This window comes from Bradyrhizobium sp. LeoA1Lang (genome assembly GCF_055413685.1).
Window position 1 is genome coordinate 1 of record NZ_JBVAPG010000043.1, and the last position, 18,649, is coordinate 18,649.

At 62.2% G+C, this 18,649-nt stretch carries 18 protein-coding genes; 5 read left to right on the forward strand and 13 right to left on the reverse strand.

The genetic code is table 11. The annotated features are described in order from the left end of the window. The first annotated feature begins 146 nt into the window (after window positions 1–146). Entirely contained in the window at window positions 147–1,208 is a 1,062-nt protein-coding gene (locus tag ACZYOF_RS16675) for a hypothetical protein (RefSeq protein ID WP_463716437.1), read from the forward strand. 136 nt (window positions 1,209–1,344) lie between these two features. Here the strand turns inward: ACZYOF_RS16675 and ACZYOF_RS16680 are convergent, their stop codons facing one another. From ACZYOF_RS16680 to dnaG, 3 genes are all read right to left on the reverse strand, one after another. Continuing rightward, the gene (locus ACZYOF_RS16680; protein WP_463716438.1) at window positions 1,345–1,725 is read right to left on the reverse strand and encodes a thiol-disulfide oxidoreductase DCC family protein; all 381 of its coding nucleotides are present in this window, start codon (window positions 1,723–1,725) and stop codon (window positions 1,345–1,347) included. A 7-nt stretch (window positions 1,726–1,732) separates the two neighbouring features. Further along, window positions 1,733–3,865: an RNA polymerase sigma factor RpoD gene (rpoD, locus tag ACZYOF_RS16685; protein WP_282532240.1), complete on the reverse strand. Its 2,133-nt coding sequence runs from the start codon at window positions 3,863–3,865 to the stop codon at window positions 1,733–1,735. Between the two features lie 354 nt (window positions 3,866–4,219). Further along, window positions 4,220–6,211, reverse strand: coding sequence for a DNA primase (dnaG, locus tag ACZYOF_RS16690; protein ID WP_463716439.1), 1,992 nt, complete (start codon window positions 6,209–6,211; stop codon window positions 4,220–4,222). Window positions 6,212–6,381: 170 nt separating this feature from the next. Between dnaG and ACZYOF_RS16695 the strand changes: the two genes are divergently transcribed. After that, complete coding sequence (locus tag ACZYOF_RS16695) at window positions 6,382–6,936, forward strand: chlorite dismutase family protein (RefSeq protein ID WP_130581682.1); 555 nt, start codon at window positions 6,382–6,384, stop codon at window positions 6,934–6,936. Between the two features lie 6 nt (window positions 6,937–6,942). On the opposite strand, the gene ACZYOF_RS16700 is transcribed toward ACZYOF_RS16695, so the two are convergent. Genes ACZYOF_RS16700 through ACZYOF_RS16710 form a run of 3 tightly spaced genes read right to left on the reverse strand, consistent with a single transcriptional unit; the run spans window position 6,943 to window position 9,111 of the window. Further along, window positions 6,943–7,341: a gamma-glutamylcyclotransferase family protein gene (locus tag ACZYOF_RS16700; RefSeq protein ID WP_463716440.1), complete on the reverse strand. Its 399-nt coding sequence runs from the start codon at window positions 7,339–7,341 to the stop codon at window positions 6,943–6,945. Between the two features lie 27 nt (window positions 7,342–7,368). Beyond that, window positions 7,369–8,181: a transglutaminase-like domain-containing protein gene (locus ACZYOF_RS16705; protein ID WP_282532237.1), complete on the reverse strand. Its 813-nt coding sequence runs from the start codon at window positions 8,179–8,181 to the stop codon at window positions 7,369–7,371. A 33-nt stretch (window positions 8,182–8,214) separates the two neighbouring features. After that, a complete protein-coding gene (locus ACZYOF_RS16710) occupies window positions 8,215–9,111 on the reverse strand; it encodes a transglutaminase family protein (protein ID WP_282532236.1) in 897 nt (298 codons plus the stop codon). 103 nt (window positions 9,112–9,214) lie between these two features. Here ACZYOF_RS16710 and ACZYOF_RS16715 point away from each other — a divergent pair, with 103 nt between their 5' ends. Next, complete coding sequence (locus ACZYOF_RS16715; protein WP_463716441.1) at window positions 9,215–10,012, forward strand: N-formylglutamate amidohydrolase; 798 nt, start codon at window positions 9,215–9,217, stop codon at window positions 10,010–10,012. 226 nt (window positions 10,013–10,238) lie between these two features. Here the strand turns inward: ACZYOF_RS16715 and ACZYOF_RS16720 are convergent, their stop codons facing one another. Together ACZYOF_RS16720 and ACZYOF_RS16725 are read right to left on the reverse strand one after the other, a co-directional pair. Then, window positions 10,239–10,607 (reverse strand): hypothetical protein, encoded by a 369-nt coding sequence (locus ACZYOF_RS16720; RefSeq protein ID WP_463716442.1) that lies wholly within the window; start codon window positions 10,605–10,607, stop codon window positions 10,239–10,241. A gap of 35 nt (window positions 10,608–10,642) precedes the next feature. Further along, window positions 10,643–12,226 (reverse strand): hypothetical protein, encoded by a 1,584-nt coding sequence (locus ACZYOF_RS16725; RefSeq protein WP_463716443.1) that lies wholly within the window; start codon window positions 12,224–12,226, stop codon window positions 10,643–10,645. Window positions 12,227–12,847: 621 nt separating this feature from the next. Here ACZYOF_RS16725 and ACZYOF_RS16730 point away from each other — a divergent pair. Next, complete coding sequence (locus tag ACZYOF_RS16730) at window positions 12,848–13,234, forward strand: DUF1330 domain-containing protein (protein ID WP_130581675.1); 387 nt, start codon at window positions 12,848–12,850, stop codon at window positions 13,232–13,234. 183 nt (window positions 13,235–13,417) lie between these two features. Here ACZYOF_RS16730 and ACZYOF_RS16735 read toward each other — a convergent pair whose 3' ends face one another. Further along, window positions 13,418–14,035 (reverse strand): LysR family transcriptional regulator, encoded by a 618-nt coding sequence (locus ACZYOF_RS16735; protein ID WP_463716444.1) that lies wholly within the window; start codon window positions 14,033–14,035, stop codon window positions 13,418–13,420. 111 nt (window positions 14,036–14,146) lie between these two features. Further along, on the reverse strand, window positions 14,147–14,269 hold the full coding sequence (locus tag ACZYOF_RS16740) for a hypothetical protein (RefSeq protein WP_463716445.1): 123 nt from the start codon (window positions 14,267–14,269) through the stop codon (window positions 14,147–14,149). On the opposite strand from ACZYOF_RS16740, the gene ACZYOF_RS16745 reads away from it, so the two are divergent. Next, a complete protein-coding gene (locus ACZYOF_RS16745) occupies window positions 14,268–15,407 on the forward strand; it encodes an MFS transporter (protein ID WP_463716446.1) in 1,140 nt (379 codons plus the stop codon). The two genes, ACZYOF_RS16740 and ACZYOF_RS16745, sit on opposite strands and share 2 nt — an antisense overlap. 437 nt (window positions 15,408–15,844) lie before the next feature. Here the strand turns inward: ACZYOF_RS16745 and blh are convergent, their stop codons facing one another. The 3 genes from blh to ACZYOF_RS16760 form a co-directional block, all read right to left on the reverse strand. Further along, window positions 15,845–17,170 (reverse strand): bifunctional sulfur transferase/dioxygenase Blh, encoded by a 1,326-nt coding sequence (gene blh, locus ACZYOF_RS16750; RefSeq protein WP_463716447.1) that lies wholly within the window; start codon window positions 17,168–17,170, stop codon window positions 15,845–15,847. A gap of 77 nt (window positions 17,171–17,247) precedes the next feature. Then, the gene (locus ACZYOF_RS16755; protein ID WP_282531085.1) at window positions 17,248–17,652 is read right to left on the reverse strand and encodes a hypothetical protein; all 405 of its coding nucleotides are present in this window, start codon (window positions 17,650–17,652) and stop codon (window positions 17,248–17,250) included. A 62-nt stretch (window positions 17,653–17,714) separates the two neighbouring features. Beyond that, a complete protein-coding gene (locus tag ACZYOF_RS16760) occupies window positions 17,715–18,575 on the reverse strand; it encodes an alpha/beta fold hydrolase (RefSeq protein ID WP_463716448.1) in 861 nt (286 codons plus the stop codon). Between the last annotated feature and the right edge of the window lie 74 nt (window positions 18,576–18,649).

Genomic DNA, 18,649 nt, shown 5'->3' on the forward strand with positions numbered 1-18,649 from the left:
TGCGGCCCTTCAAGCTCACCACAATCCCATGACGATCAAGCCCGTTGCCCATGTCACAAGGGCCGCGTAACATTCATTCTGGCAACGTCGGCCCGACGTAGTTCAACACCGATCGGGACATCCCCGAACTTGGATGAGCTAGCTGAATGAGCGACTCGGAACGCAAAAAACTTAAAGAACTTGTGGCCAGCGGCTTAGTCGGGGCGAAGAATGAACAGGCTGCCAAGAACACGCTAGCGCTATTGTTTCCAAAGATAGAGAACGTCGTTGAGACCTTTGTCCCACCCGATAGCGACGTTGCGACGAGAAGGCGTAAACGCCGTCTTTCTTTGATCGACTTTTCTATGAACTACTTTGCCTTGAGTCCCCAATCGGACTCTTGGGGCCAGAAAGAGTTTGAAGCAGCTATTAGAACAACGCCCGCCGAAGCCTTTGCTACCTTACGCAAGAAACTGGTATCTGCGTCTAGTCAAAACCGATCGGACCTGCGACGGATTTTTATCGAGCTCCTAGACGCTGAGTTCAGCTCGAGTAGAGAATTGAGCGCTGATTGGCTGGAAGAGCTAGTCAAAGAGAGCCCCGAGCTAATTGCAGATAGAGACGAAGAAACAAAGTTTCTATTCTCAGTAGACAACAAGGACCGCCTGCGTTGGCTTATCGTAAACGGACTGGCGAGATTACCTCATGATGAGATTGTGTCGCTTATCAGATCGACTGTTCACTCAGCTAGCGATCTTACGCTACTTACCGATATTGTGAGGGACATAGCCGGGGATTCTCACCCCGATGGAGCGAAGAATGACCGTCATAGGGTAACGTTTGGAGATGAAACCGATTCCGTTCGCAACCTAGTAGTTGATCGCATTCGTGAATTAGCGGCATCGGGCGAGATTTGGAAGCAAGCAAAGCCCGAGGAACTGCTCTGGTTCTGGTGGGGCGCAAACCACGAGGAGGAGGTAAGAGCCTTCACTAGCAAGGCTGTGAACTCACCCGCAGAGTTGATCAGCCTACTGACATCCTCAATAGGCCTAGTAAGGTCATCTTCAGGGAATTACGAACGAGTGAGTCCGACTTGGAGTAGGATCGTTGACTTGGAGCTTCTTCGCCAGCGTGCCGTCGCGCTCATGGAAACCGGAAAGGAATCTGATATCGGGTTGGCTCAGAAGTTCTTGGCCGCGCTGAAACGAGGCCAAGAAAGCTCGTTCTAGGTCGCTGCCAAACGTGCTGAACGATGGAACGAAGTCATGCTCTTCCGCCAAGCCCTCGCTGAACAACGCGCGCAGGCAGTACCGAGGTGCTTGATCTCGCGACCTCAATCATCGTCCGATAAGCAATCGTCGGCGTTCACCAGCGTCCGTTCCGCTTGTTCCAGGCGAACAGCACATCCGCGAAGCGATCATAGGCAAACCGTGTCACCGGCAATATTGCGCGATTGCCGAGCAGCGTCGCGAGCCAGCCTTCGCCCGGAGTGAGCCGCCAGATCGCGATCGCGACGTCGACGCCGACGATCAGGTGGCCGGCTTCATCGGTCGCATGCAGGCGGCGGCGCACGTCATCGACGGACGCGCCGTAGCTTGCGAGCGCATCCGGTTGTTCGTTGATGTCCTTGAAGGAGATGGTGCCGGCGCGAACGGCGGCAAGAAGCTTGTTGCGTTGCCAGTCGATGCCGGCGTCGCAAACGGGGCAGCGCGTGTTGTACCAGACAACAAGGCGCTGCGCCGTCATGGCTTGGTCAGTTATCGAGGAACGACCGCAGCTTCCGGCTCCTTGACGGATGCTTCAGCTTGCGCAGCGCCTTGGCTTCGATCTGGCGGATGCGCTCTCTCGTCACCGAGAACTGCTGGCCGACTTCTTCCAGGGTGTGGTCGGTGTTCATGCCGATGCCGAAGCGCATGCGGAGCACGCGTTCTTCGCGCGGGGTGAGCGAGGCGAGCACGCGGGTGGTGGTCTCGCGCAGGTTCGACTGGATCGCGGCGTCGATCGGGAGGATCGCGTTCTTGTCCTCGATGAAATCGCCGAGGTGTGAATCCTCTTCGTCGCCGACCGGAGTCTCGAGCGACAACGGCTCTTTCGCGATCTTCAGGACCTTGCGCACCTTCTCCAGGGGCATGCCGAGCTTTTCGGCGAGCTCTTCCGGGGTCGGCTCGCGGCCGATCTCGTTCAGCATCTGGCGCGAGGTGCGCACAATCTTGTTGATGGTCTCGATCATGTGCACGGGGATACGGATGGTGCGGGCTTGGTCGGCGATCGAGCGCGTGATCGCCTGCCGGATCCACCAGGTGGCATAGGTCGAGAACTTGTAGCCGCGGCGGTATTCGAACTTGTCGACCGCCTTCATCAGGCCGATGTTGCCTTCCTGGATCAGGTCGAGGAACTGCAGGCCGCGGTTGGTGTATTTCTTCGCGATCGAGATCACGAGGCGGAGGTTGGCTTCCACCATCTCCTTCTTGGCCTGGCGCGCTTCGCGCTCGCCCTTCTGCACACCGTGCACGATCTTGCGGAACTCGACGATCTCGAGGCCGGTGAGCGCTGCGAGCTGTTGGATGTCGTGGCGCAGATCCTTGATGCGGTCCTTCTCGTGGTGGACGAAATTCTTCCAGCCCTTGGCGGAGAGTTTCGAGACACGGTTGAGCCAGCGCGGATCGAGCTCCGAGCCCTGGTAGTTGCGCAGGAAATCCTCGCGCGCGACGCCGTGGCTGTCGGCAAGCCGCATCATCCGGCCCTCGAACGAGACCAGCCGCTTGTTGATGTCGTAGAGCTGCTCGACGAGCGAATCGATGCGCGCCTGGTTCAGGCGCAGCGACTTCACCTCGACGATGATCTCGTCCTTCAGCTTCTTGTACTTGCGCTCCTGCGAGGGCGAGAGCGACTCGCTCTGCAACTGGTTGGCAATATCCTGTTCCTGAAGACGCCGCAGCTTCTTGTACTCGGACGCGATCTTGTCGAAGGTCTCGACCACCCTCGGCTTCAGCTCGGCCTCGATCGCCGCGAGCGACATCTGGTTCTCGAACTCGTCGTCGTCCATGTCGGCTTCGGCGGCGGCCTCGCCCGGATCCTTCTCCTCGGTATCAGGCTCGCCGCCGGCGGGCGCCGATCGGAACGGGGTCGGCGACGGCGGCGCGGCCGGCGGTGCGACATGGGCCGGCGCGGCCTGCCCGGTCACTTCCCCGCCCTCGGCGGCGGACGCGCCGTCAGCGACCGGCCCCGCGATCATCGCCGTGTTCATGGCGCCCTTGGCGTCAGGGCCGGCATAGGTGGCTTCGAGATCGATGATGTCGCGAAGGAAGATCTTGCCTTCGTTGAGTTCGTCGCGCCAGATGATGATGGCCTGGAAGGTCAGCGGGCTTTCGCAGAGGCCTGCGATCATCGCCTCGCGGCCGGCCTCGATGCGTTTTGCAATCGCGATTTCGCCCTCGCGAGAGAGCAGCTCGACGGTGCCCATCTCGCGCAGATACATGCGCACGGGATCGTCGGTGCGCTCGCCCGGCTCGGATTTCTTGACCTCGGTGACGGCCTTCTGCGTGACCTCGACAAGCTCGTTGTCGGTCTCGTCGTCGGTGTCCTTGTCCTCTTCCTCGCCGTCGACGTCGTCGGCCTCGGTGACGTTGATGCCCATGTCCGAGAGCATCGACATGATGTCCTCGATCTGCTCCGGCGAGGTGGTGTCGGAGGGAAGCACTTCGTTGAGCTGATCGAAGGTCACGAAGCCGCGCTTCTTGGCCTGCTTGATCATCTTCTTGACGGCAGCATCCGAGAGGTCAAGCAAGGGCGACGGCGCATCCGCCTGTTCCTTCTCGGGGGCATCCGCTGCCTTGTCGTCTTTTTCCTTGTCCTTAACCTGCAGCGTCTTTGCCTTGGTGGCCATTCATCAAGCTCCCGAAACGCGCTTCACGTGAGGCCGGCGTTACGACGCGCGCCTCTCATGATCCACTGACGTCACAAGCGCGACAGCTTCCCATTGTAGAAGCATTCGCACTCAATCTCTTCGCTTGAGCAGGATCAGGAAAACCGTTACGTCCTCCCCGACCATACTCATGATACGGAAAGGGCGGCGCAACATGTCGCCACCCCATAATTCCGCATTAGTCCGCCCTGACGGTCTGCACACCTAATAAGGGTGTGCCTATTAAGTTTCGCTTAACCCTGTTTTTGCAGCCAAACCATGGATTTGGCGAGTCTTTTTGCGGGCCCGGCCCGAACCGTCCGCATGATTCTTTCATCACACGCTGCGCTGGAACCGGCCCGACAGCTCACCAAATCCCTCGATCAGGGCCTCAGTGCCGTCGGCTTCTGCCATTCGTGCCTGGATGTCCCGCAGCCACGCCCAGTTCGCCTCGCTGGAATCTTCGGCGTAAGCCTCCTCGGCGTCCTTCTTTTCCCTAAGTAATGCATGTGTTTTCTGATGCAAGGCAACGAGTTGCCGCCAGGTGGAAAGAACATCCTCGCGTGCGGCGCCGACTTTGACGCCCCACACCGCCTGGGTCGTGATCGCCCGCTCAACCCTTTGAAGGATTTGTGAAAATCCGCCCGCATCGAGGTCGGCCCGCATTTTTTCGGCCTGCTCTTCCTCATCGGGAGAATGGTGGTGGTCGTTGGCGAAGGCGGCGATGATGCCGGCACGGAGCTTGTGGGCCTCAGGGTGGGCGAGCTCGAGAGCCGCGACCTCCTCCAGATGCTCATGCAATAGCCAGGGATGGTTGATCAGGGTCTGCAGGATCAGGGCCTCGCGGCGGGACAGCGCGCTGCGCTGGCCGCGCATGATCGGGCTGTTGGCGAGCTGCGGGCTCGCCGCCTGGTAGGGGCCGCGGAGAAGCCCCTGGGTCGGGCCGGCTGGCGGGCCGAATCGGCTGCCGCCCGGGGCGCGAGGGGTGAAACGGCGGGGTGATTCGCCGCCTTTGGCCGAGCGGAACGGGCCGCGGCCATAGCCTCCACGGGCGGCCTCGGGGGCAAAATTGCGCTGCAGGCGCTCGGCAAAATCCTGCCGGTAGTAGCGGCGGACCACCTCGTCGCGGACGGCATTGGTGAGTTCGCCGATGCGGGCCTCTAACGCGGCGCGGCGCTCGGGCGTTGCAAAATTGCCGCCCTCGATCTCGCGCGACCAGAGCACCTCGGCAAGGCCGCGGGCGGCCGAGATCACTTCCTCGATCGCGCCGCGCCCGCCCGAGCGGGCGAGATCGTCGGGATCCTGCCCTTCCGGCAGCAGCGCAAAGCGCAGGCTCTTGCCGGGCTTCAGATGCGGCAGCGCCAGATCGGCGGCGCGATACGCCGCCTTCTGGCCGGCGCGGTCGCCGTCGAAGCAGAGGATCGGCTCGTCCGCCATCTTCCAGAGCAGCGCGAGCTGGTTCTCGGTGAGCGCGGTGCCGAGCGGCGCCACGGCGCCGGCAAAACCCGAGGTGACCATCGCGATGACGTCGACATAGCCTTCGACCACGACCAGGGCAGCGCCGTCGTGCGCGGCCTGGCGGGCGGTGGCGAGATTGTAGAGGTTGTCGCCCTTGTGGAAGAGCGGGGTTTCCGGCGAATTCAGGTACTTTGCGGGGACGTCCTTCTCCAGCGCGCGGCCGCCAAAGGCGATCACGCGGCCGCGGAGGTCGGTGATCGGAAACATCACCCGGTCGCGGAAGCGGTCGTAAGGCACGGGGATGTCGTCGCCGGCAACCAGCAGCCCGGCCTCGACCATGTCCTCGGTCGAAATGCCCTGGGAGCCCAGGAATTCCTTCAGCGCGAAGCGTTCCGGCGGCGCATAACCCAGGCGGAACTGCAATTGCGTGGCCGGCGAGATCGCGCGGTCGGCGAGATAGCCGCGGGCTTTGGCCCCGTTCCGCGAGGCCAGCGTGTCGGCGAAGAATTTGGCCGCGAGTTCCATCACATCATGCAGCGTCTTGCGGCGCTGCTCGTGACGGGCGGCATCCGGCGTCACCGCCGGCAGCGGCATGCCGGCCATCGAGGCCAGCCGCTCGACGGCTTCGGGGAAGGAGACGCCCTCGGTCTCCATCACGAAGTCGAAGATGTTGCCGTGCCTGCCCGAGGAAAAGTCGTGATAAAACCCCTTCTGGTCGTTGACCGTGAACGAGGGCGTCTTCTCCTGCTGGAACGGGGACAGCCCCTTCCACTCCTTGCCCGCCCTCTTCAGCCGCACGCGCTTGCCTACGACTTCCGAGACCGGAAGCCGGGCGCGCAGCTCGTCGAGGAATTGCGGAGTGAAGCGCATGGGGCGGATTTGGGGCCAGCGTGAAGGGGTCACCGATATAGTGAGCGCGGGCTCAGAGTATCAGGATTGTGGCGATTCGCCCGGTATTCACAGGTCCCTCCGGGCGCTGTTGGCCACCTTGACGGTACTGGCATCTTGCACCGCGCCCGGTTCCGCTGTTGGATAGTGGCATGTTTACGACATTTAGAGGCGGACAAAGCGGCGGCTGGCGCGTCACCTCGATCTCCAAGGTGAAGGGCGAGACATTGCCGCGCGTGGCGGCGCTGTCGATCATCGCGAGCGAGGCGATCGCGCTGCCGCTGTTGCCGTCGACCACGGCCTGGCGGCTCGCCGGCGTCATCAGCTATCTGCGCTATACGAACCGCGCGGAGAAGGAACAGCTCGACGCGCAGCAGGCCGAGCTCGGCCGGCGCGAGGCGAGCTGCGCGGCGCTGATCCCGATCCGGAAGACGGTGGCGTGGTGGAATCTGACGCCGGAAGAGCGGCGCGAGATCTTCGAGGACAAGTCGCACCACATCGCCGGCACGCTGAAATATCTGCCCGCGATCGCACGGCAACTGTTCCACAGCCGCGACCTCGGCGAGCCCTTCGATTTCCTCACCTGGTTCGAATTCGCGCCCGAGCACACGGCGCTGTTCGACGAACTGGTGGCGATGCTGCGCGCGACCGAAGAATGGAGCTATGTCGAGCGCGAGGTCGACATCCGCGTGCAGCGGGAGGAGTGAGGCGGCTTACAGCTCCAGGAACCGGCCCGAGGCGATGCGCGACAGGTGCGCGAGCGGCCAGTTGTAGACATAGGTCCACGCTTCGGCCGTGGTGCCGTCGGCCAATGTGAGCGGCAGCATCTGGCGGACATATTCGGTCGGCTGCGGAAAACCCTCGCCGCAGGCTTCATACATGTCGAACTCGCGTAACAGTTCGTCCGGAACACGCAGGCGAAACAATTCGCCGTGCACGATGTCGGCGGGATCGTCGGAGAGCTCGAGCGCGGGATAATGCGCCACCCGGTAGAGCCGGCCTTGGCAGCGCGCCTCACTGATGAAATCGGCATTGCCCGAGAGCAGCCGCGCCATCGGATGGTCGAAGCCGCGCATCAAGGTGCCGTAGACGAAGAGACGGTCGGAGATCATGGCTTTCTATGTCATTGCGAGCGGAGATTAAGCCGCCGCCACCTCTTCGCTAATCACGATGAATTTGGCCAGCGTCATGCGGCCGAAGCTCGTGGTCAGCGCGACGTCGGCGGCGTCGCGGCCGGTCGCCATCAGGATGCGGCCGATGCGCGGCATGTTGTGGCGGGCGTCGAACGTGTACCACGCGCCGGAGAGATAGGCCTGGAACCAGCCGGAGAAATCCATCGGCGCGGGGTCGGGCGGCACGCCGATGTCGCCCATATAGCCGGTGCAGTAGCGCGCGGGGATGCCCATGCAACGGCAGAAAGTGAGCGCGAGATGGGCGAAGTCGCGGCAGACGCCGGTGCGGCTCTCGTAGACATCATGCGCCGACTTCATGTGATGGGCGTGCTGATAGCCGAAGGTGACGTGATGGTGCACGAAGGCGACGATCGCCTGCACCCGCGCCCAGCCGGGCGGCGTGTTGCCGAACAGCGACCAGGCGATGTCGGTGAGCTTGTCGGTCTCGCAATAGCGGCTCGGCATCAGATAGAGCAGCATCTCGTCCGGCAATTGCTCGATCGCAATCTGCTGCGCGCTCGGATTGACGATATCGGGCAGGCCGGAGTCGCGCACCAGCGCGTGGCCGCGCAAGGTCACGCCACCGGCGGGCGCCACCAGCCTGCCGCAGACATTGCCGAAACTGTCGCGATAGAAGCCGATCGGGACATTGGGCTCGGCTATGATGGTCTCGGTGCCGACGATGTCCTGGAAGCGCGAGGGATGGATCGAGAGCATCATCACCATCGGCGTCGACTGCGCGGCCGCATAGGCAATCTCGAAGCCGACCTTGATCTCCATCCTCGCTCCAATCCTTCTAGCGATGCGAACCCGTCATGCCGGCACGACGTCCCTCTCCTCCTCGCCGACCGGCTCGACGGTGATCGCAACTTCCATGTTCACGAACGCTTCCGCTGCGCCGAGATAGACGCCGTGCAGCGGGATCGCCTGGCGCGGATCACGGGCGACGGCGACGCGGATCAAATCGCGCGTGCCGACGATGCCGTTGGTCGGATCGAACTCGATCCAGCCTGCGCTCGGCAGATAGACCTGGACCCAGGCATGCGTCGAGCCGCCGCCGACATGGAAGCTGTCCGAAGGCGTCGAGAGATAGCCCGACACGAACCGCGCGGCGATGCCGAGGCGCCGCAGCGCCTCGATCATGAAAAGCGCATAGTCGCGGCAGGAGCCGGAGCCGGTCTGCAGCGTATGAAGCGGATGCTGCGTGCCCTGCTCATGGCGCTTGCGATAGTCAAGACTTTCACGGATGCCATGGGTCATGCCGCTCAGGATCTTGAACGTCGGCGTCGGCGCTTCGGCATCGAGGAACTGCCGCGCCCAGGCCGAAATCTCGCCGTCCGGATCGGCATATTGCGGCCTGACATATTGCAGCAAATCCGGAAATTCGTCCTCGTCATAGAGGAATGGATAGAAATAAGCGGGATCGTCCGGCGTCAGCGCGAATTCTTCGGCCGGATTATGGTCGACGGTGGCGGTCGAGACGAACGACAGCGTGTCCGCCCGCTCGTCGAAAGCCGCGATCGCCACACTGTTGCCGAACACATCGTGGATCCAGCGTAGCGACATCGGCTGCGGCTCGATTCTGAGATCGCTCTCGACCACGCGCAGGTCATGGCTGTCGCGCGGGCTCAGCATGATGCGGTGCTCGCCGAACGCCACTGGATGGGTGTAGCGATATACGGTCTTGTGATGAATCTTGAGTAACGGCATCGTCCGGCAATCATCGTGACTTTCGGCGGTCTAATCTATAGTGGGCGCTGCTCATTTTTAAGATCGGCGTGCCGCTTCGATAGGCAAAGTTGAGGATAAAATCTTGGACACCACGACCGGCGCGACGTTCCTGCTCACGGACGAAAACACCCCGCCGGTCCACGAACATAATGCCGATGGCCGCTCGCCGTTCCTATTGACCTGCGACCATTATGGGCGGCTGATCCCGCGCGGGCTCGGCGATCTCGGCCTTTCCGAAAACGAGCTGACGCGGCACATTGCCTGGGACATCGGGATCGCCGAAGTCGCCGAGCAGCTTGCAACGCAGCTCGACGCGCATCTGGTCGCGCAGCGCTACTCGCGGCTCGTGATCGACTGTAACCGCCCCCCGCATGTCGCAAGCTCGATCCCCCTGATCAGCGAAGCCATCACGATCCCCGGCAATGAAGGATTGACGCGCGAAGCCGCACAGGCGCGGCGGCAGGCGATCTTCGATCCCTATCACCGGCGGATCGGCGAGATCATCGACCAGCGGCTGCACGCGGGCAAGCCGACGGTGCTGGTGTCCATGCACAGCTTCACGCCTGTTTATGCCGGGATCGCGCGTCCCTGGCATATCGGCACGCTCTATCACCGCGACACCGTGCTGCCGCCGCTGCTCTTGAAGCATTTGCGCAGTGAAGGCGACCTCGTGGTCGGCAACAACGAGCCCTATGCGGTCAGCGACGAGACCGACTACACCATCCCCTTTCACGCCGAGAGGCGCGGCCTGATGAACACGGGAATCGAGATCCGCCAGGACCTGATCACCGATCAGGCCGGACAGAAGGCATGGGCGGACAGGCTGGCCCGGATCCTTGCCGAGATCGAAGCGACGTTAAGTGCGGAGAAGCTGGTCTAGTCTAGCGCGGATCCTGATAAAACCAACGGTGCCCGCTTGGCGAATGTTCCGGACATTCGGGCTTTACAGCGGACGTTCGCGCACGGAAACGGTCGAAGGTGTCCCGCCACTAACTAAGCACGATCCACAATTCTAGCGATTAGGTCGGGGATACAGGCTAGTCCCCGCGATACCTTGTCGACTGCCTTCGGTCTGCAACTGCCCTACACAGAATGATGGCAAGGGCTTACTTGAGCCACACAAGCAACGGAACAGATGCCCGACCGGTGCACGACAACGTCCCCTCGTAAGCGCGCGTTTTGCTGGCGGTATACGAACAGCGAGCGCCGTCCAACACCATCTCGGCTGTCACCTGCGCATCCGGGCCAGCGAGTTGCAGCCGTATCTCTCCGGCTCGTTCCTCTGGTCCGTCCTGAGTGCAGATCCCCACGTGCTTCATCTTCAGCGGGCCGGAAAATTCCTTGCGAGGGCCCGACCCGCTTTCGATGAGATTGCCGGTCAGCTCCCATTCGCCCAGCACACCGGCCTGACCAAGGAACTCCATGGCTCCGAGCTTCGGCACGTCGCAAAGACACAGTGCAACGGCGCCGAGCATGGCCGCCCCACCATGGCGCCACATCCTGCGCAGCATCAGAGTTTGCTTCCGGTTGTCTCTCGCATTTCTATCAGCTCGGGTCGCGATACATCGGCATCAGCAGTGAGCCGAGCAATCTGCACCGCACATTCTCGGACCTTTGCTTGATCGCCGGACGCCTTGGCGCTTTTGCTCACCCCGATATACGTCACGAGCCGATTAGGCTCCTTCTTGAGCACGGCCTCATAGGCGGCAAGCGCTTCCTTGGCCATGCCGCGGTCGAGCAACATTGCGCCATAGAGCTCGCGCGCCGGCGCCAGCGGTCCCGGAGTGACGGGATGTTTCTCGGTCCTGTCTTCCGCGTCCGCAGCGGCACCCATCGCATTGAGCGCCTCGTCGTACCGGCCTTCGGCGTACAGCACCCAGGCGCTCGCGACCTGCCGCTGGATGTCGACGATGTTGGACCAGTAGGCATCCTTTGCCTCATTCAGTTTGTCGCGCAACTCGACGAGCTTGGCGATGTCGGCCTTGGCGGCAGCCGTGTTATCGGACCGCGCGGCGCCGACCGCCCGCGCAAAATAAGTAATCGCATCTACATAGGGATATTTGGTCGGCCGCAGCTGGAGCGCGGCCGCCGCCTTCCAGTCGCCGCGTTCGAACACATAGCGAGCCTGGCTCGCCGCGACCGCGTAAGGGCCGGGGAACCGCTCGAGCTTGAACTCAAGCTTGGCGAGTTCGTCGACCACCGCGCGCGCTTCCTTGTCCTCGGCCAACTGGAGATAGGCATAGACCAGATAGTCCATCGCGTGCGCTTGGTCGTGCTGTTCGCCGTCCTCCTTGGCGATGCGCGCGGATTCCTGGTTCGAGGCAATCGATTCCTTCCAATGGCCGACGCGGGTAAAGATATGCGATGGCATGTGCTGGGCGTGCGGCGCGTGAGCCGCGATCTTTGCATAGCGCCTTGCCGCATCGAGGCCTTTTTCCGCGAGTGCCGGATAGTCGTAGAGGTGGATAAGATAGTGGGCGACGCCCGGGTGCTCGGGCTGGCGCTTGAAGATCGGCTCCAGCAACGCCGCACCTTTTAGCTGGTTGGCATATGTCTTGTCGGTCGGGGACGCTGCGACGTTGAGCGTGATCGCGTACGCGATCTGCGCCTCGTCATCGTACGCATAGCGTGTCGCGACCTGCTCTTCCGCCGCAAGATACCTCTGTACCCGTGTGCGATGGTCGACCTTGTCATAATCGACGTACATCGCGGCGATCGCATCGATGTAATCCCGTTCGCGCTGCGTCTTGGCGCCGAGCGTCTGGCCTTCTTTCACGACTTCGAGACCAAGAGGAAGACTGTCCGGCGGCGGCGGCGCATGCGGGTTATAGAGATAGCTGAGCGCAATCCCCCAGTAGGCGATGGCGCATTGCGGGTCTTCCTTGAGGGCCTCCTCGAAGGTGCGTCTCGATGCGCTGTACCAGAACGAGTGCTGATACAGCATGCCGAGATCGAACAACTCCTGGGCCTCCGGGTTGCAGGACGTGGCAAAATGCACTTTGCCCAGTCGTTGTTCAGCAGATTGTGAGTCAGCAGGTTGCGAAACGGTCGCGGCAACCAGGCCAACGACCACTGCGAGGGGAAACCGTTTCATGGACCCACTCCGTGCCGTTGATGGAGACCAGAAGAATATCACCTTTCCCGAATAACCGGAACAAGATAGGCCTTGTTCTGGGGTAATCACGTCCGAGTTGGGTCACTCGCGTCATTTTTGGCCGATTCGCCGGATGTCTGCTTATCCCCTGGCAGCGGCGGCATAGCGGACATCCTGCAACCGCCGCTTGGGCCAAAAGCGGCTGTCGCGGGCTTCGAAGCTCGTATCAACAGGCTGTGGGGCGCGGTACCTAACACACATAGCGCGCCACTTCGGCGAGGCTGAATGGCGGCATACGGTTCACTATCCCGCCCAAGTGTGCGGACGCGTTCGTGGCTCATAGGTCACCGGCTCCAAGATTGCGACGGCGCGGCAGTCCTGTACCCTTCCGACAACCCGGCCGATGTTGTACGCTGATTAGACGGACATTGGGTTAGTCCGCGAGCTGCCAACGGGACGTGCCGAAATCCCTATTTAGTATTGGCAGCACACATGCTGTCGGCAGGTGTCTCACCTTAATAGACCGACGCTCCTTTTTGCCGGTGCTTTTTGCGTTCGCAATCGCTGGTCGTGCGCGCCAGTACGACCGAATAATTTTTGCAATGACCAGGGAGTAACGTCATGAAGACGCGCTATTCAGTAACATTGGCGATGCTTGCGGGCTTCGGGCTCGGTGCGATAGCGGTTCAAGGACTTAATGCCCAGGCTACGCCGCCAGTATATCAAGTCGTTGAAATTGAGCCCTCGGACATGGAGACCTACCTGAAGGACTACGTCCCGAAGGCGCAGGCCGCTATCAAATCCGCCGGCGGCAAGTTCCTCGCCGCTGGAGGCAAAACCACAACCATCGAAGGAGAGCCGCCGAAACCGCGCATTGTTATCCAACAGTGGGACAGTGTTGAAAAAATCAAAGCTTATCGCGATTCAGCGGCGTTCAAAGAACTCCTACCACTCCGCAACAAACTCGCGAAGTTCCGCAGCTTCGCCGTCGAGGGGCTACCGCAATAACTAAAGCGCGATGAGATGAGGATGAATCATCATCGCGCTTTAGGTTATTGTTTGAGCATGATCTTTTCGGAAAATCGCTTCACACTTTTCCGGATCATGCTCTAGCAATCGGCGTCCAAGATTGAAGGCCGCCTTAGCTGGCGGCCTTCATCACGGAGGCGTCTAAGGGTCCAGAACCGGACATCACCTGGCAAAGGGCAGAAGTGGCGCCTTGATTGTGGTAGCGGGCTCAAGCTCGACGTGGCCATGCAGGCAGGACCGCAGGGTTTCGATCTCCGGACAATCCGAGGTGCCAAGCGGGCCGATCAGGAAGCCGCTTTCCAGAGGCTCGCACCTGTAACCCGGATAGCGCTGCAACCTTTGCGCGATCACGACATCGACCTTGCCCTCGAGCAGCTCGTGCAGACCCGCCGGCTGGCTGAGGCGAATGGCTACCTGCGGCTGGGCCACGCGGAACTGCGCCAGGCGCGTCCGCAACCCATCAACGACGAAACTCGCATGTACCCCAATATGCAACAGACTAGTGACGCCTTCAGGCCTGAGTTCGGCAGTGGCGTCGGCGAGGCAACGAAACGCCTGGCGTACTCGCATCAGATAGGCTTCGCCGGGAGAAGTCAGGATTACCTGCCGCGTCCGCCGCTCGAACAGCTGCACCCCCAGCCGCTCCTCCAGTAGGCGGACTTGCTGGCTGACGGCACCGGCAGTGACGTGCAGCTCGTGGGCGGCCTGCTTGAAGCTGAGATGCCGGGCGGCGGTCTCAAAGGCGCGCAGGGCATTGAGTGGCGGCAGCAGATACGTCATGGCCGGCTCCGAGCTAAGCGGTAGGGCCGCAGGGTGCATGAGTTTCGCTCGTTCTACAAAACAGAAATCCTGCTTTGTCGCTGCTGAAGGCGGGCCGTACCTATGGCGGACTTACACGCAGACATCGAGGAAACCAAGCGCAGTGCCGCCTGAAATGCCGTCGATCGAGACTTCATATTCCTGGATTCGCCTCGTCGCCTCCATCACCCTCAGCACATTGGGCTGCGTGGGCATGTGGTCTCTGGTCGTGGCGTTACCAGCCGTGCAGGCTGATTTCAACGTGCCTCGCGCCGACGCGACTTTGCCCTACACACTCACAACCATCGGCTTCATGATCGGCGGCATCATTGTCGGCCGATTGGCAGATCGATTCGGCATCTTGCCACCCCTGGTCGGGGGCACGATCCTGATGAGCCTCGGCTATGTCCTTACGGCCTTCGCTCCGAGCCTGCCCGTCTTTGCGGTTGTTTCTGGCGCCACCATCGGCCTCGGCGGCGCAGCGAGCTTCGCGCCCCTGGTGGCCGACGCCTCGCTGTGGTTCGATCGGCACCGCGGCCTCGCCATTTCCCTGGCTACTGCTGGCAGCTCTCTTGCCGGCGTGGTCTGGCCACCAATCGTCCAACATTCCATCGCTGCGGTCGGTTGGCGGCAGACCCATGTCGGCATCGGCATATTCTGCCTGGCAACGATGCTGCCGCTCGCGCTGGTTCTGCGGCGGCGGCCGACATCCCACAAGGCTGCGCTCGAAGCGGCGAGCACCGGCAATACCAACCAAGCCATCGGCCTGGCTCCGAGTGTCACCCAAGGTCTGCTGGCCTTCGCAGGCCTGTGCTGCTGCGTCGCCATGTCGATGCCGCAAGTCCACCTGGTCGCCTACTGCGGCGATCTGGGATACGGCCCTGCGCGCGGAGCCGAGATGCTGGCGGTCATGCTCGGCTTTGGTGTGGCGAGCCGTCTGATCTTCGGCTGGGTGTTGAACCTCATCGGTGGCCTGCCGACCTTGCTGCTGGGCTCGGCGATGCAGGCCATGGCACTCGCGCTTTATCTGCCGTTCAACGGGCTGGTCTCACTCTACGTCATTTCCGCTGTTTTCGGCCTGGCGCAGGGTGGCATCGTGCCGAGTTATGCGGTGATCATCCGTGAGCTGTTCCCGGCGCAGGAAGCCGGCTTTCGCGTCAGCCTCGCCATCTCGGTCACTCTCGCCGGCATGGCGCTGGGGGGCTGGATGGCCGGCGCGATCTACGACTGGACCGGTTCCTACGCAGCGGCGCTGGTCAATGGCATCGCCTGGAACATCGTGAATATGGCGATCGCAGTCTGGCTGCTACACCGCAAGCGTCAGTGTGCTGTCGTCGCCTGTGCGGCGACCTAGACTGTACTTGCGACCTAGCCCGCGCGGTGAATACACGATCAAGAACGCTTGCGTTCAGAGGCGCAAATGCTCGGATCAAAGGCTGCAAAGACCGCAGGGACGTTTCCCTGTGCGAAGTCCTCGTAGGCTTTGCGAATAATCATCGCATTTGATCTGGTCATTGGCTTCTCCCTTGTGCTGGCTCATCTCCATTGCCGCATCCATCCGCCCTCTCGACCCAAGGTACGCTCTGCCTCGTTTATGGCGGGAATGCGGAAGGGGCGTAGGCGCGCCCCAATGTCCGGACGTGGCCCTTGTCAGACTCGCGGGTCCGACCGAATGTCCGCTTTGCGCCAAGAGCTGCTCTCCCCGTCGGGTCGCATTATGACCCCGAGCCGACCTTCACGATTCGGCCGCGTACGTTCTGCCTTTCGTCAAGCAATCCATAAATCCTGCGATCACTGCCCCCACTCCACCTCGCCCAAAGCACCCATCGGAATCTTGAGATAGCGGTGACCGTTGCTCTCGGGTTCCGGAAGTCGGCCCCCACGGATGTTGACCTGTAGGGCGGAGAGGATGAGCTTCGGCATCGGCGAGCTCTCGTCCCGTGCTTTACGGAGAGCGACGAACTTTGACTTACCCACTCCCGCGAGGTGGGCATTTCGCGTCTTCTGCTCTGCGACCGTACTTTCCCAGCGGGGCGCACGACCATCGGGCTGATAATCATGACCGGTAAAGATGCGCGTTTCCTCCGGGAGGGCAAGGATGGCCTGCAGCGAATCCCAGAGCTGCTCCGCATTGCCGCCCGGGAAATCGGCGCGTGCCGTGCCGGAGTCGGGCATGAAGATCGTGTCATGCACGAAGGCGGCGTCGCCAATCACGTAGGTGATCGACGCCAGCGTGTGGCCTGGTGAAAAGAGAACGCGCGCGTCGAGCGAGCCGATAGTGAAGCGCTCGCCGTTCTCGAAAAGATGATCCCACTGCGAGCCGTCGGTCTTAAGCTCGGGCCAGTTGTAGATGGACTGCCACAGAAGCTGGACATCGACCACATGTGCGCCGATCGCGGTCGGCGCGCCGGTCTTCTCATGCAGATAGTGAGCGGCGGAGAAGTGGTCGGCATGCGGATGGGTATCGAGAATCCACTGTACGGTCAGTTTCTCCTCCGCCACGTAGCGCAGGATGGCATCGGCGTTCACCGTGGCGACAGAGCCCGATTTTTCATCGAAATCCAGGACGGGATCGATGATCGCGCATTGTCCGGTCGCAGGATCCGACACGACATATTGCACGCTGAAAGTGCGCGGGTCGAAGAAGCCCTTTACGCGCGTCCGCCGCTCAGCCTCGCGTGCTAGCCATTGGGCGGCAACCGAAAGATCGACGCCCCATTGCCCGCCGAGTGCGGGCAGATTCTCGCGGGCCAGGCGCCCATCCAGCACCTCGCCGATGGCATGCAGGTTCGCGGAGCGGATACCGCTTCTGCAATGCGCGAAGACGGGGCCGGTGCTCTCGGACACCGCCTTCTGGAAGGACCGCACATCGGCTTCGGTGATCGTCGTTGCAGTCACGGGTATGAAATGGAAGGCCATGCCTCCCGCCTCGGCTGCCTGTCGCTCAGCCGCGGGGCTCGGCTGGTCCGGGTGTTCGCCGCCCGGCCGGTTGCTGATGACGCCCTTGAAACCGGCCGCGGCAAGATCGGGGAAGGCGCCGAGCTCCGGCTGGGGAGCAATGAAGAGCTTGTCGGAAATCTGCGTTGCGGACGCAACCGGTGTTACGGCGTCGGTCATTTCACCCTCCTGAGGGTACGGCCGAGCATCATTCGGCCGCTGCTATAAGTCTTCGAGCGTCAGGCAAAATGCCCCGGTCATGGAGAGCCGTCTGTGACGCCAGGGAGCTGCCGTAGAGGTGCGAGGGGGGCGAGCGGCAGGAGTTCGAACTGCATGAGGTGCGCCTGCCCTAGCGGCAGGGCTTCCAGCATCGCATGGGCTTCCTTGGGGTCCTTCGCGTTGAGGAGGAAGACAACGCCGTTCCGGTCGGCGAGCGAGAACCACTGTTCGATCTTGCCGGCCAGATAGAGCTTCACAGTCTCGCGGACCTCGGTAGGCAGAATGGCGCGAACGGAGGCAAGGCTGGTGCCCGGGGTGATCGTGCCGATCGCCAGGATGCGGGTGGTCGGCGCGGCGTATTGCTGAGTCTGCGCTTGGCCAGGCATGGTGGCGGCTGTCCAGGCCAGTCCGGCCGCAAGTGCGGCCCACAGCGTTCGTTTCATGGTGAGTCTCCTGCGATCAGGGAGCGCACGCCCGGCCACCAGGGACCGGGCGTCGCTTGTAATCAGGCATTGAGCATGATGCGGGCGGCTTCCTCGGCGGCGTCGATCTGCGGCCAGTGCCCGGCGTCTAGCGCATGGAGCGAGGCTTTTCGGAGCTGAGCCTGGAGGAACGCCGCTGTCGAGAGATGCAGGTAGGGGTCGTTGCGGCCCCAGATGAGCTGCACGGGCACCTCCGCGCGGCGCAGCGCCACGATACGCCCGGTATTTGCAGCAACCTCGTCCTTCAGCTGGCTGGTCATCTGCGCGAATGCGACGGCAGCGCTCGGCTGCTGGCGGAAGTTGGCGTCGATCAGCGGCCCAAGCAATTCCTGGTAGCGCGTCTGGCCTGCCGCCGCATCGCCCAGCAGCAACTGGCGCTGGAACTCGATCAGCCAGGCGAATTGCTGCGGGCTCGCCAGGAAATGGTGCGCCAGCGCTTGCAGCGGTTTGTGCGAGAAAATTTCGATTAACTCCGGCACGAGAAGGCCAGGCGCCTCGCCGTAGAAGACGTTCATCAGCACGACGGATGCGACGCGCTCGGGATGTAGGAGCGCTAGGTTGAGGGCGGCCGGCCCGCCGGCGTCATGGCCGACCAGCACAACGCGGTCGAGCTGCAGGGCATCGAGCACCGCTTCGACGTCGCCGCGCTGCTGGGCGAAACTGTACTGTGCACCCTCCGGCTTGTCGGAGGCGCCGAAGCCGAGGAAGTCCACGGTGATGGCCCGGCGGCCGCCGGCGACGAGGTGCGGGATGAGATCGTCGTAGATGTGCCCGTTATCCGGGAAGCCGTGCAGCATCACGAAGGCAGGGCCGTTACCGGCATAGTCCCGCACATAGATGTTCCCGCCAGCGGTGGGCACGCGGCGTTGGGTGAAAGTGGTCATTTGCTGTCTCCATTGTCTGGCGCGGAAGGCCGTCCAGCCTCCACCGCGCGGTTCATTTCTTTTGTGCGAGAGGT

What these genes read in the sequence shown, in the direction of transcription:
- ACZYOF_RS16730 (WP_130581675.1), top strand. Translation starts at nt 12,848, where the DNA reads ATGAAGACGCGCTATTCAGTAACATTGGCGATGCTTGCGGGCTTCGGG.
- ACZYOF_RS16705 (WP_282532237.1), bottom strand. Translation starts at nt 8,181, where the DNA reads ATGGAGATCAAGGTCGGCTTCGAGATTGCCTATGCGGCCGCGCAGTCG.
- ACZYOF_RS16735 (WP_463716444.1), bottom strand. Translation starts at nt 14,035, where the DNA reads ATGACGTATCTGCTGCCGCCACTCAATGCCCTGCGCGCCTTTGAGACC.
- ACZYOF_RS16675 (WP_463716437.1), top strand. Translation starts at nt 147, where the DNA reads ATGAGCGACTCGGAACGCAAAAAACTTAAAGAACTTGTGGCCAGCGGC.
- ACZYOF_RS16740 (WP_463716445.1), bottom strand. Translation starts at nt 14,269, where the DNA reads ATGCCCACGCAGCCCAATGTGCTGAGGGTGATGGAGGCGACGAGGCGA.
- ACZYOF_RS16755 (WP_282531085.1), bottom strand. Translation starts at nt 17,652, where the DNA reads ATGAAACGAACGCTGTGGGCCGCACTTGCGGCCGGACTGGCCTGGACA.
- dnaG (WP_463716439.1), bottom strand. Translation starts at nt 6,211, where the DNA reads ATGCGCTTCACTCCGCAATTCCTCGACGAGCTGCGCGCCCGGCTTCCG.
- ACZYOF_RS16760 (WP_463716448.1), bottom strand. Translation starts at nt 18,575, where the DNA reads ATGACCACTTTCACCCAACGCCGCGTGCCCACCGCTGGCGGGAACATC.
- blh (WP_463716447.1), bottom strand. Translation starts at nt 17,170, where the DNA reads ATGACCGACGCCGTAACACCGGTTGCGTCCGCAACGCAGATTTCCGAC.
- ACZYOF_RS16680 (WP_463716438.1), bottom strand. Translation starts at nt 1,725, where the DNA reads ATGACGGCGCAGCGCCTTGTTGTCTGGTACAACACGCGCTGCCCCGTT.
- ACZYOF_RS16720 (WP_463716442.1), bottom strand. Translation starts at nt 10,607, where the DNA reads ATGCTCGGCGCCGTTGCACTGTGTCTTTGCGACGTGCCGAAGCTCGGA.
- ACZYOF_RS16700 (WP_463716440.1), bottom strand. Translation starts at nt 7,341, where the DNA reads ATGATCTCCGACCGTCTCTTCGTCTACGGCACCTTGATGCGCGGCTTC.
- ACZYOF_RS16745 (WP_463716446.1), top strand. Translation starts at nt 14,268, where the DNA reads ATGTGGTCTCTGGTCGTGGCGTTACCAGCCGTGCAGGCTGATTTCAAC.
- ACZYOF_RS16725 (WP_463716443.1), bottom strand. Translation starts at nt 12,226, where the DNA reads ATGAAACGGTTTCCCCTCGCAGTGGTCGTTGGCCTGGTTGCCGCGACC.
- ACZYOF_RS16710 (WP_282532236.1), bottom strand. Translation starts at nt 9,111, where the DNA reads ATGCCGTTACTCAAGATTCATCACAAGACCGTATATCGCTACACCCAT.
- rpoD (WP_282532240.1), bottom strand. Translation starts at nt 3,865, where the DNA reads ATGGCCACCAAGGCAAAGACGCTGCAGGTTAAGGACAAGGAAAAAGAC.
- ACZYOF_RS16695 (WP_130581682.1), top strand. Translation starts at nt 6,382, where the DNA reads ATGTTTACGACATTTAGAGGCGGACAAAGCGGCGGCTGGCGCGTCACC.